Below are 12,040 nucleotides of genomic sequence, written 5' to 3' on the forward strand. Positions count from 1 at the left end.
CGCGGTCAGCAACCATCCCGTCGGGTCGGCCGCGCGTTTGGCGGCGACTGACGCAAAGCATGATCCGTTCACGCACGCCGGGATAAGCCCTGATGGTGGCAAATGCCGAGACACTTGATAGCGAATCCACTATCATGGAGCAATGGTGAAGGCCGGAGTTCCAACCTCGAGCGAGACCGCCGCGGCGCTCGTGCGTGAAGCCCGCCAGCGGCGGAACATGTCGCAGCGCGATCTGGCGCACGCCGCTGGCGTGCCGCAGTCGACCGTGGCGAATGTTGAGTCCAATAGGCAGCAGCCTTCTGTTGCGATGCTTGAGCGCCTTCTCACCGCGGCAGGTTTTCGGCTCGAACCGCGGCTAGTCAACACGGTGCGACCCGGTCAGCTACTGGAGCGGCACCGCGATGGGGTCGCACGCCTACTCGGACGCTACCCTGTCGCGCGCGCCTGGGTCTTCGGTTCCGTGGCGCGCGGTGATGATCTCCCCGGCTCCGACCTCGACCTATTGATCGAGCTGACGCCCAACGCTTCCTTCGCCGATTACGTCGGCCTTGAAGACGAACTCACCGAGCTCTTGGCATGCCCAGTCGACGTCGTCACCACCAGGGAGCTGGAGTCCAATGACCTGTTACGGCGCCGGGTAAACCTTCACCGACGCCGGCTGGACGTCGCGGCCTGAGATGGACGACCGTAACGCCGAACAGCTGCTCTACATCGACGCGACACTGGCCGAGATGATCCAGCTTGCGTCGCGTGGCCGTCAGGCATACGACTCCGATATCGCGGTCGCCCGCGCGTGCCAGTACAACATCATCCGGCTCGCGGCCGACCTCGAACGCCTCGGTGAAGAATGGATCGCAGCCCGTCCCGGCATCCCCTGGCGCTTGATCAAAGGCATGCGCAACCGCATCGCCCACAACTACTGGACCGTCGATAACGACATCGTCTGGGCGGTCGTGGACCAGCATGCCCGAGACCTGAGCACGGTCCTCGCCGACGAGATCGAAGCCGCTCGCTCACAACTCAACGCACAAAACGACGAATCCGGGCCAGGCTGACCCACCGAGCATCGGCGATGAAGGCCGCGTCGACATGATCGACTGCGTAGTCGCCGACCCCTACGTGCGCTGCGACGGCGCCTTCCGCGACACGCACAGCGACCAACTCGGCGCGCCGCCACCACCGCGCACATCGCGCCGCAACGATCCACTAGAGTTCTCAACGCCTCTCCCTACAGGTCCCGCGCCCCCGTAGCTCAGGGGATAGAGCACGGCTCTCCTAAAGCCGGTGTCGGCAGTTCGAATCTGCCCGGGGGCACCACGCGTTGCATGACGCGGCCCCTACTTCCAGAAGGCGTTCATCGGTGTGGCGTACATGTCGTTGTCGGTGAGCGGGGCCAGCGTTCCGGGCGAGGTACGCAGGGCGTCTTCGATAGTGGCCATCAGGCTGTACTGGTTGTAGTAGTCGTCGGTGGTGAAGTTGCCGGACTGCATTCCGCCGAGCGTTATGGCGCCCTGGTTGGGGATGACGATCATCGGGACGTGATTGCCTTCGTTACCGAAGCCCAATGACAGGTTGTTGTTGTCCTCATCGAACGTGATGATGATCGCGTCTTTCTCGTTCGGGTCGGTCCACGTCGCCGAATTCTCGATGGTGGACACCTGCTGCTGCACGAACTGATCGCCGGCCGCGACGTTGTACTGGTGGTCGGTGAACTGGGTGGCAATGAACTGGAGAACGCCGCTGAGCGTATCGACCGGGCCTTCCATGTTGTTGTCCTCATTGGCGGCGATCCAGGTGAATCCCGGGAATGTGCTCGGGTCAGCAAGGTCGTCAGACAATTGCGTCAGCGGCAGCAAATGCTCCTGCAGGTAGTCGGGAGTGTTGCCGTAGACATAGCCGAATTGGGCAAAGGGCAGCTCATCGGCGGAGTAGTCACCCGATGACACGAGGTCGCCCGCCGACGGCATGCTCTGCGCGTAGCCGGCCCACGAGATGCCCGCCTCATCCATTTCCTGCATCAGGCTCGGGGCGTCGATGGAATTCAGCGGGGAGTTGTAGTCGATGCCGAAGTCCGAGCCACCCAAGACGCGGAAGTAGTTGGGATCGCTGGGATGGCTCAGCGCGTAGAAGTTGTCCGCATAGCCATAGGTGTTGATCAGGCTGTTGATGTACGGCGCGTTGGAGCTTCCGACGATGTCGTCGCTGCCCTTGTTCTCCATGTAGATCACGAACACGTGATCCAGTTGGCCGACATCGGATGTCGGCGGGGTCAGCGGCGCCGGGGCGAGGTTGGGATCGCCGACGGTGAACGACTCGTTGTCCGCGTAGGCGCCGTTGTAGTTGCCCAGGTACTGGTTTTCGTCGGTGAAAGTGGTGGTCACCGTCGCGGACACGGCGCCCTCCGGGACGGTCCCGGTGATCTCGCGTTCCTCAAAACCGGTGAAACCCCAGCGATCCCATACCGTGACGGGATCGAGCGAGCCGGTGCCCACCACGTTGCCGTTGGCATCGAGGAAGTTGACCTGCACTGTGGCGTACGACGGGTTCCACGTCTGGCCGCCGAGATCCGCGCTCAGCGCGTACGGCGTTCCGGCCGCGCCGGTGATGTCGACGGTCTGGCTGATGCTGGACGTGGCCACCGGCCCGCCGCCGGCGAAATTGTCGCCGCCGCCCGGAGGCGCGTCCTGCGGAAAGCCGAACAACCCCGACACCGTCGGTAGCGGAAAGCCCACCGGGGAGGGATAGCCGACCGGTGTGCCGTAGGCAATCACGGTCGGGGTGCCGGTCTCGGTCCAGCCCGGTATGGTCACCCCGCTGTAGCCCGACCCGGATGGATCGGCTGTTTCGAAGCCGGGGTTGACCAGCAGGTTCGGACTCATCGGCAGCGCGTCAAGGGCGACCGGGGCAACCGGATCGAGACTGTGCAGCCAGGTGATGAGCTCGGTGTCGAGCTGCGGACCCAACACGGCGCTGACCGAGTCCTGCTCCAGGAAACTGGTAATCGAACTGAGAACCTCGTCGATGATCACGTCGAACTCATCGGCATGGGCCTCGGGGCTGGCAGCCAGCTGGCCCAGCCCCAGGCCCACAAACGCGCTGACCGCTCCCGTTGCCCCCACAGCACGTCGTCGGCGGCGGGCCGTCGCTCGACGTGTGGTTGGCTCTTCCACCCTGAGACGTTGACGAGTCATGGCCTAACCTTCCCCGAGGCAAAGGCAATAAAACGGCAAGTTACCAAGCGGAGACGCTGCCCGACGGCGGAAAAAACCCAATACACAGCACCCTGCCAGGTGGCCCGCCGATCAGCCCCCGAACAGGTCGTTCAGGTCCCAACTCGGCGTATCGGCGATCAGGTCCGCCATGTTCGCCCACTGCTGGGCGGCCTGCTCACCCAGTTCGGTCGGCCAGGCGTCGTTGGCGGTCAAGATCACCGTCGCCAGGTCGTCACGGGCGTTGAGCAGACCGGCCAAGATGCTGGTGTTCGGATCGAACAGCGCGCCGTTGATGGCGGGGATCAGCAGCTGGGGCATCACCACCGACAGCGCGGTCTGGGCCAGCGCCAGCGTGATCGGCAGGTTGATGTCGCTGGCCAGCAGCGGCAGGTTGTTCCACACTGCGGTCAAGCTTTCGGCGGGGTGCTCGAAGAAGCTGTTCATCACCGCATCCCAGTTCGGGCTGAGCGCGTCGGTGAATCGCAGGGCGATCGGGGTGAAGGGCTCGCTGCCGAAGACCGCGTCGTAGTTCTCGTTGCCCATCAGGCCGGCCAGCCCGTTCATCAGCAGGTGCTGGGTCACCCAGTCGGGCTGAGCGTGCATCCGGGACACGTCCAGGGCATAGCCGTAGGAGAACACCCGCTGGGCCATGTCGGCGGCGTATTCCTCGGGGCTGACGGTGGGGGTGTCCGGCGGCAGGTAGCCGGCCACATCGTCGAGCGGGACCACCTGTGCCGTGACGCCCTGGCCGATCGCGGCGTCGGGATCGGTAACGTTCTCGAACCGAGCGAAGATCTCGCCGCGGGTGATGCCACCGGTGTCCAGCCAATTCGCCACGCCCGGATTCGTGCCGGCGACAACGTAATAGGTGTAGCCGTCGGCATCGTGGTAGGTGGTGGTGTGGTTGAGCGTGGTCTGCGCCATCACGTAGGGCAGCGCGCCGCCGTAGACGTTCATCAGCTCGATACCGCTATAGGCCGAATCCACGTTGGGCACCTTGATGATCAGCGCCTCATCGGGTTGCAGGTCGAAATTTCCGCCGGTGACGACCGCACTGGCCAGGCCGGCCCCGTAACTGGTCTCCGGGCCCAAGTCGTGCATGGTGTTGGCGGGGATGTTCATGCCCACCGACGCCCCGCCTTCGATGGCGCGCTGGTTGAACGGGCCGACGATCTGAGCGAAGGCGCTGAACAGCGTGGTGAGCATCGAGTCGATCGACGTGATGCCATCGGAGTTTCCCACCGCCGCCGCGACGGGGTCGGCCCCGTCGTCGCTGGGGAAGAACCCGCCCTCCGGGATGGCGAAGAACGGTGGGCAGTCCGAAACACATTGCAACGTGACGCTGCCCGGCCCCTTGGCCCAGTCGCCGAGCATGTCGCGGATCAGCAGGGACGCAGACCCGCCGACGGTGGCGTCGGTGGAATCCATGAAGTTCAGGGCGCCGGGCGGGGCCTCCGGACCGATGTACACCGTGAAGGTGCCGTCGGGGTTGAGCACCAGGCCGTGGCCGAGTTCCAGGTCCTCGATGGCCTGCGCCGATCCGCCGGTGATGGCCTGGGTGCTGATCGAGAAGTGCTCGGTGCCCCCGCCGAGGGTTCCATGCAGCACATAGGTCGCTCCGGGCGCCAGACCGGCGGTCACGTGGTAGTAGATGTCGGGAGTGAAGTAGTCGAAATACTGCCGGGGGTCGGCGGCATTTCCCGCGATCACCTCGGGTGATTGAAAAAAGACCCCGTTGAACAGTTCGGTGACTCGCGACAGGCCCGCGGTGAGCAATTGGTAGTTGGTGTTCTGCAGCATCGCCATCAGGTTGTCTTCGCTGCCGGGCACCGCATACGGCAGTGCCATGTCGTAGGCGACCGCCTGATTCATCGCCGCAATCAGCTCATCGACGGCCGGCTGGAAGGCAGAGGTCGACGCCAACGCCACCGCGGGCCCGACGGTCACCGGCGAGGTGGCCACCGCCAGCGTCAGCGCGCTGCCGAGTACTGCCGCGGCGGTGGCGACGCCCCCGCGCCGCGCCGAAGCGGAAACCCGGCTCGCGACAGCGGATGGACGCTGAACCCCGACGCTTCCACTAGCGGGCACAGACCCTCCCCGATTTTGTTAACTTCTACTTGTTTTATTCACGGCGAATTCTCATGTCGAACCCTATGTCCGGGCCGGAGCCGATGCAACCGTTCCGCCCCCGGACACCGTCGGCCATGACCGCGAAACCTTTTGCCGACATGGGCCGGTGCCGACAGGTAGGTTGCGCTGCATGTCGAAGCGATGGCTTACCGCGTTCGGCCTGGCGGCGGTGCTGGCATTTTCCGGATGTGGCCTGACGGTGACGAAGTCCAATCCAGACCCGCTGGCGAACCAGGCGCCCCGCAGCACCCCCAACGGCATGGTGCTGGTCTCGCCGGACAACTTCGTGCGTGCCGTCACCGACCAGGAATTCACCAATGTCGTCAACGAGAACGGGTTCGGCCGGTTCTTCCACCAGCGTGATGTGACCCCGATCGACCGCCAACTGGTGGTGCGGTCCAACCGCGACACCTTGTATTCCGCGGCCGTGTTCGACCTGCAGGCCGCTCCCGTGACGATCACGCTGCCCGACCCCGGTGAGCGGTACATGTCGGCGCAGGTGATCAACCAGGACGAGTACGTCACCGACATGTTCTACGGCAGCGGCGACCACACTCTGGACCAACAGCAGGTCGGCACCCGCTACGTCATGGTCGCCGTCCGCATCCTGGCCGACCCCAAGGATCCGGCCGACCTGGCGAAGGCTCGCCGCCTGCAGGATCAGATCATCGTGAGCCAGGAGGACTCCGGCAGCTTCGAAGTGCCGCGGTGGGACCCGGTCAGCCAGAAGAAGGTCAGCGACGCCCTGCTGACCCTGGCCGAGACCATCCCCGACACGCGGGGCATGTTCGGCACCCAGGACGACACCGACCCGGTGCGGCATCTGATCGGCGCCGCCGCCGCCTGGGGCGGCAACCCCGAGTCCGACGCGCTGTACCTCAACGTCACCCCGGCCCGCAACGACGGCAATACCGTGTACCGGCTGACCGTCAAAGACGTTCCGGTGAAAGCCTTCTGGTCGGTCAGTGTCTACAACAAGAACGGCTACTTCACCGAGAATCCGCAGCAGGCCTATTCGGTCAACGACATCACCGCGACGAAGACGCAAGACGGATCGGTGACCGTGCAGTTCGGCGGGTGCCCGGCCGGCCCGGCCACCGTCGCCAACTGTCTGCCGATCACGCCGGGATGGAACTACCTGGTCCGGCTCTACCAGCCCGACCAGGAGATCCTGTCCGGCAAGTGGGTTTTCCCGGCGGCTCAGCCCGAGGAGACGGCCGGCGTCGATACCCGATCGCCCGCGCCGCCTCCGTCCGCGCCGGCACGTCCCTCCCGCTGACGCACCCGGGCACCGTTACTCTGCTGATTGTGGTGTTCATCGGGCCGATGCCGGGCTAAGTGCCGGCGACGCGGCACGCCTACTTCGCGTACGGGTCCAACCTGTGCGCACAGCAGATGGCGCGCCGCTGCCCCGAGGCGTCGGACCCCCGCCCGGCGGTGCTGGCCGACCACGATTGGCTGATCAACCAGCGCGGTGTCGCCACCGTCGAGCCGTTCCCCGGCTCACGGGTGCACGGGGTGCTGTGGTGGGTGTCCGATCGCGACCTGGCCGCGTTGGACAGGGCCGAGGGCGTTCCGGTGCGCTACCGCCGTGATCGGCTGACGGTGCATACCCTCGACGGGGTTTCGCCGGCGTGGGTGTACATCGACCATCGGGTGCAGCCCGGTGCACCGCGGGACGGCTATCTGGAGCGCATCATCGGCGCCGCTGTCCAGCACGGGCTGCCCCCGGGGTGGATCGACTTTCTTCGCCGCTGGGATCCGATCCAGTGGCCGCTGCGTACCCCGCCCGCTAATGACGCGGCGCCGCAGTCACTCTCAGAGCTGTTGGCCGATCCCGACGTCGTCGAGGAGAGCCGATTGCGGTCGCGGTTCGGATTCCTGGCCATTCACGGCGGGGGCCTGGAGCAGATGACCGACGTGATCGCCGAACACGCCGCCGAAGCCGCCGATGCGTCGGTGTATGTGGTGCGCCATCCCGACGGCTACCCGCGACACCTGCCCTCGGCCCGCTACCTCGCCGCGGAGTCCGCGCGGCTCGCCGAATTCCTCGACCACGTCGACGTCGTGGTGTCGCTGCACGGGTACGGCCGGATCGGACGCAGCACGCAACTGCTGGCGGGCGGGCGCAACCGTCGGCTGGCCGCCCACGTCGCCCGATGTGTGGATCTGCCGGGCTATCAGGTGATCACCGATCTGGACGCGATCCCGCTGGGCCTGCGGGGGCTGCACCCGGCAAATCCGGTGAATCAGGTCCGGGGCGGAGGGGCCCAGCTGGAACTGTCACCGCGGGTCCGGGGCATCAGTCCGCGCAGCCAGCCCCCCGGGGAGGACGGCCTGTCGCCGGTCACCTCGGCGCTGACGCGCGGGCTGTCGGCCGCGGCCCGCTCCTGGCGGCTGCAGGACTAGGAGGTAGTCGGTGGACAAACAGTTTCGCTTCGGGGTGGGTCTGCACACGGTGCGGTCTGCAGCTGCGCTGGCCGAGACCGCACGACGGTTGGAGGGATCCGGGTTCGACGTACTGCACGTGCCCGATCATCTCGGCGCCCCGGCACCCTTCCCCGCGCTGGTCGCGGCCGCGGCAGCCACTACGACGATCCGGTTGGGCACCTACGTGCTCAACGCCTGCTTCTACAAGCCGGCGCTGCTGACCCGCGATATCGCCGCCACGGACCTGTTGTCCGGCGGCCGGCTGGAGATCGGGCTGGGCGCGGGCTATGTGCAAGCGGAATTCGAGGCCGCCGAGCTGCCGTTCCCCAATGCCGCCCGGCGCATCGAGTACCTCGAACACGTGACGACTTACGTGTCCACCCACCAGCCGCGGGTGCCGATCCTGATCGCCGGCAGCGGTGATCGGCTGCTCAGGGTGGCGGCCCGGCACGCCGACATCATCGGGCTGACCGGCGCACCGGTGGCCGGCGCCGATGACGCCCTGGCGGAGCGGGTTTCCTTCGTCCGCGCGGCGGCCGCCGACCGGTTCGAGGCCGTGGAACTGAATCTGGCCGTCACGGCGGTGCCCACCGACGCCTCCGGGATGCCCGACCTGTCGCTGACCCGCCAGTTCGCCCCGACCCTGTCGGATCAAGAGCTGCTGGCCATGCCCGCTGTGCTGTCCGGGTCACCGCACGAGATGGCCGACACGTTGCGGGAATACCGCCGCAGGTACGGGTTGAGCTATTTCACCGTCCAGCAGAATCACGCCGAAGCGTTCGCGAAAGTCATTGCCGCACTGCGATGACCACCCGGACTCAACGCGGGCCCGGCCACCCCGCCAATGCGGCGTCGGCCAGCGCGTGCAGATCCACGCGGCTCGCTCCGCTGCGCGCCTGCACCGCGATGCCCTGACACACCGCGGCGATCCAGCGCGCGAGCACCATGGTGTCGACACCGGACAATTCACCCTCGGCCACCGCGACGTCGAACCGTTCGGCGATCTGATGCACTGTGTCCTCGCGTATTTGGGCCAACCCCGGCCCGTTATCGACAGTCAGGCAGCCGTGCGGGTCACCACTGGTCGCCTCGGCCGCACCGTGGACCATCGCTTCGGCGACACCCCGGGCGGTCGGCAATGCCAGCGCCTCGACGACATAACCTCCCTGACCGGCGAGGTAGCGCTGGACGGCCCGCCGGTAGAGCTTCTCCTTCGAACCGAATTCGGCGTAGATGCTACGGCGGTTGACCCCGGCGGCGGCACTGACGTCGCTGATCGAGACGCTGTCGTAGCCGTGCGCCCAGAACAGCGTCATCGCCGCCTCTTCGACCTCGGCGGGATCGAACTCCCGCGGCCGTCCCACCACCATCGCGCCGCCTTCGTGTGACTCCGGTCACGCCGGGAATGTATCAGACGTTTCACGCCTTGACCTGACCAAACTAAGTAACACATCGGTTCGTAACTAGCGGGAGAGGCCACCACATGAGCACAGCACCCCTGACCGGACGGCGGGCACTGGTCACCGGAGGTTCACGCGGCATCGGCGCGGAGACCGTGCGGCGGCTGGCGGCCGACGGCGCCGCGGTGGCCTTCACCTATTCGGCCTCGACCACCGACGCCCAGAAGCTCGCCGCCGACGTCGCCGCGACCGGAGGAAAGGCCGTTGCGATCCAGGCCGACTCCGCCGACCGCGCGCAGGTCGCGGCCGCCGTCGAGCAAGCCGTCACCGAACTCGGCGGCTTGGATGTGCTGGTCAACAATGCCGCCGTCGCTCATGTGGCGCCCATCGATGAGTATCCGGCCGAGCAGTTCGACCGTCTTGTGGCGATCAACATCGGCGGAATGTACTGGGCGGTACGCACCGCGGTGAAGCATCTGGGCGAGGGCTCCGGATCATCAATATCGGCAGCATCAACGCCGATCAGATTCCGGGCCCGGGCCTTTCGGTCTACGGCATGACGAAGGGAGCGGTGGCGTCGTTCACCCGGGGCCTGGCGCGCGACCTCGGCCCACGCGGCATAACCGTCAACAACGTGCAGCCGGGCCCGATCGATACCGACGCGAATCCGGACAACGGCGGTGACTTCCCCGAGAGCCTGAAGAAGGTGACGGCCCTCGGTCGCTACGGGCAGGTCGGTGACGTCGCCGCCGTCGTGAGCTTTCTGGCGGGCCCGGAATCCGGATTCGTCACCGGGGCGAACTGGAACGTCGACGGCGGCTTCACCGTCTAGCGACTTAACGCGGTGCGTCAGCCCCGACGCAGCGTCGACACCAACGCCCACAGCGAACAGCCCAGCGCCCCGGCAACACTGACCGCGCCGAGGCCCAGCCCGTATCCGACCGTGATCGGAGCGACGACATTCAGCCGGTAGTACCAGACCACCAGCCCGGCGATACCCAGCGAGATCACCAGGGCCGCAACCGATGCCAATCTACTGAAGAGTCCCCGACCGATCATCGCACCGGCCACCAGCAGAACCGCCGCCAGCAGCACGATCAGCTGACCGACGCCGAAGCGCGGCGGCAGCACGATACTGCCGACACTGCCGCCGATCGCACTGGCATGCCCTCCACCGTTGGCCGAGGTCGTCAGCCACGGCAGCCACGCACTGACCGACAGGATCACGGCGAACAGCGCGATGAGCCAACCGGGCCGCGAGTGAGTCATGCCGTGACATTAACCCGCCTCGATGAGTTCACCGCGGTGCGGCATCCTCAGCGTCCGGGTCAGGCCGAGCCGGGCCAGGAAGGCGTCGTCGTGGCTGACCACGATGAACGCGCCGCGGTAGCCGGCCAGGGCCTCGACCAGCTGGTCCACGCTGGCCAGATCGAGGTTGTTGGTGGGTTCGTCGAGCAGCAACAGCTGCGGCGGCGGGTCGGCGAGCAGCAGCTGGGCCAGCGCGACCCGGAACCGCTCACCGCCGGACAGCGTGCCGATCGGGCGGGCCACACCGGCGGCGTCCAACAGGAACCGGGCCAGCTGGGCACGCACGGCCCGCGGCTCGCTGCCGGACACCGCCGACACGGCATCGAACGCGGACACCGTGTCATCGAGGTGATCAAGGCGCTGCGGAAGATAGCCGACCCGATGGGTCAGCAACCGTCCGCTTGCACCGGCCAGCAGCGCCTCCAACAGCGAGGTCTTGCCGACCCCGTTGGGCCCGTCCAGGGCGATCCGTTCCGGCCCTTGCACGATCACCGGCCCAGCGCCGCCCGGCAACTCGGCCAACCGGCGGCTGGACGGCACATCCGGGTCCGGCAGCGTGACGCGGATCCGCTCATCGTCACGGACCCGGACCGAAGCGGCGTCGAAGCCGGCTTGCGCGTCGCGCACCCGCCTGTCGAGACCGGTGCGCAGCCGGCCGGCCGAAACCTGTGCGTTCGAAGCGTTCTGGTTCATGACGATCTTTGCGGCCCGCTTGTTGTCGTAGGAGGACCGGGTCGCCCTGCTGCGTCGGGCGAGTTTGGTCTCGGCCTCGACTCGCTGCCGCTTCTCAACCTTGACCAGCTGTTCGGCGGCGCGGGCGGCCGCCCGCGCGGCCGCCTGCTCGGCGTCCAGATGCGCCCGCCACGCACTGTAGGGGCCGCCGAAGCCGGCCAGCCGCCCGTCGTACAGCTCGGCGATATTGTCCATCTGCTCCAGCAACGCGGTATCGTGGCTGGCCACGATGAGAGCGCCGGGCCACGATCCGACCAGCTGCGCCAACCGTTCCCGGGCGGCGCGATCGAGATTGTTCGTCGGTTCGTCGAGCAGGGTGATCGGGGCGGGCTGCAGACACAGACCGGTCAACGCCACCGCCATCGCCTCGCCCCCGGACAACTCGCCGGCTCGTCGCTCGAGATCGGCCGAACTCAGGCCGATCGGGCGCAGGGCCGCGTCGGCGCGGGCTTCGATGTCCCAGGCGTCACCGAGGATCTCAAAGTGGACCGCGTCGGCGTCACCGCGTTCGATCGCGCGCAGTGCGACGAGTTGCCCGGCGACACCGAGCAATTCGGCGATCGACACACCGACATCGAGCGTGAGCAGCTGCGGCAGGTAGGCCACCTCGCCCACTGTGGCGATCCGCCCGGTGGTGGCGGTGAGCTCCCCGGCGATCAGGCGCAGCAGGGTGGATTTTCCGGCGCCGTTGGCACCGACCAGGCCGGTGCGGCCGGGGCCGAATACACCGTTGACGCCGGCCAGCGCGGTGGTGCCGTCGGGCCAGCTGAAGCCGAGATCGGTCAGGGTGACAACGGAACTGAAGTCAGCAGAGGGTTTGGACATGAG

The 12,040-nt window shown here is 66.9% G+C and carries 10 protein-coding genes, 1 tRNA gene and 1 pseudogene; 7 read left to right on the forward strand and 5 right to left on the reverse strand.

Features of this window, described 5'->3' with window-relative positions:
• The first annotated feature begins 142 nt into the window (after positions 1 to 142).
• From relB to BST28_RS08495, 3 genes are all read left to right on the forward strand, one after another.
• Positions 143 to 676: a type II toxin-antitoxin system RelB family anti-toxin gene (gene relB, locus BST28_RS08485; RefSeq protein ID WP_083080660.1), complete on the forward strand. Its 534-nt coding sequence runs from the start codon at positions 143 to 145 to the stop codon at positions 674 to 676.
• Position 677: 1 nt separating this feature from the next.
• The gene (locus tag BST28_RS08490) at positions 678 to 1,055 is read left to right on the forward strand and encodes a HepT-like ribonuclease domain-containing protein (protein ID WP_019737667.1); all 378 of its coding nucleotides are present in this window, start codon (positions 678 to 680) and stop codon (positions 1,053 to 1,055) included.
• 186 nt (positions 1,056 to 1,241) lie between these two features.
• Positions 1,242 to 1,317 (forward strand) — tRNA-Arg (locus tag BST28_RS08495).
• A 20-nt stretch (positions 1,318 to 1,337) separates the two neighbouring features.
• Here the strand turns inward: BST28_RS08495 and BST28_RS08500 are convergent.
• Positions 1,338 to 3,119 (reverse strand): alkaline phosphatase family protein, encoded by a 1,782-nt coding sequence (locus BST28_RS08500; protein ID WP_234808230.1) that lies wholly within the window; start codon positions 3,117 to 3,119, stop codon positions 1,338 to 1,340.
• 183 nt (positions 3,120 to 3,302) lie between these two features.
• Positions 3,303 to 5,300 (reverse strand): hypothetical protein, encoded by a 1,998-nt coding sequence (locus BST28_RS08505; protein ID WP_234808231.1) that lies wholly within the window; start codon positions 5,298 to 5,300, stop codon positions 3,303 to 3,305.
• Between the two features lie 301 nt (positions 5,301 to 5,601).
• On the opposite strand from BST28_RS08505, the gene BST28_RS08510 reads away from it, so the two are divergent.
• Genes BST28_RS08510 through BST28_RS08520 form a run of 3 tightly spaced genes read left to right on the forward strand, consistent with a single transcriptional unit; the run spans position 5,602 to position 8,580 of the window.
• Positions 5,602 to 6,621, forward strand: a complete 1,020-nt coding sequence (locus BST28_RS08510) for a DUF1214 domain-containing protein (protein WP_234808237.1) — start codon at positions 5,602 to 5,604, stop codon at positions 6,619 to 6,621.
• A gap of 59 nt (positions 6,622 to 6,680) precedes the next feature.
• Positions 6,681 to 7,751 carry a poly-gamma-glutamate hydrolase family protein gene (locus tag BST28_RS08515; protein WP_083080661.1) on the forward strand — a complete coding sequence of 357 codons (1,071 nt, stop codon included), beginning with the start codon at positions 6,681 to 6,683 and terminating at the stop codon, positions 7,749 to 7,751.
• Between the two features lie 10 nt (positions 7,752 to 7,761).
• A complete protein-coding gene (locus tag BST28_RS08520; protein WP_083080662.1) occupies positions 7,762 to 8,580 on the forward strand; it encodes a TIGR03621 family F420-dependent LLM class oxidoreductase in 819 nt (272 codons plus the stop codon).
• 10 nt (positions 8,581 to 8,590) lie between these two features.
• On the opposite strand, the gene BST28_RS08525 is transcribed toward BST28_RS08520, so the two are convergent.
• Positions 8,591 to 9,142, reverse strand: coding sequence for a TetR/AcrR family transcriptional regulator (locus tag BST28_RS08525; protein WP_083080663.1), 552 nt, complete (start codon positions 9,140 to 9,142; stop codon positions 8,591 to 8,593).
• 113 nt (positions 9,143 to 9,255) lie between these two features.
• Here BST28_RS08525 and BST28_RS08530 point away from each other — a divergent pair.
• Positions 9,256 to 10,004, forward strand: a pseudogene (locus BST28_RS08530) (SDR family NAD(P)-dependent oxidoreductase).
• Between the two features lie 17 nt (positions 10,005 to 10,021).
• Here the strand turns inward: BST28_RS08530 and BST28_RS08535 are convergent.
• Complete coding sequence (locus BST28_RS08535) at positions 10,022 to 10,441, reverse strand: hypothetical protein (protein ID WP_083080664.1); 420 nt, start codon at positions 10,439 to 10,441, stop codon at positions 10,022 to 10,024.
• A 9-nt stretch (positions 10,442 to 10,450) separates the two neighbouring features.
• Positions 10,451 to 12,037 (reverse strand): ABC-F family ATP-binding cassette domain-containing protein, encoded by a 1,587-nt coding sequence (locus BST28_RS08540; protein WP_083080665.1) that lies wholly within the window; start codon positions 12,035 to 12,037, stop codon positions 10,451 to 10,453.
• Between the last annotated feature and the right edge of the window lie 3 nt (positions 12,038 to 12,040).

Source organism: Mycolicibacter kumamotonensis (genome assembly GCF_002086285.1).
GTDB lineage: Bacteria > Actinomycetota > Actinomycetes > Mycobacteriales > Mycobacteriaceae > Mycobacterium > Mycobacterium kumamotonense.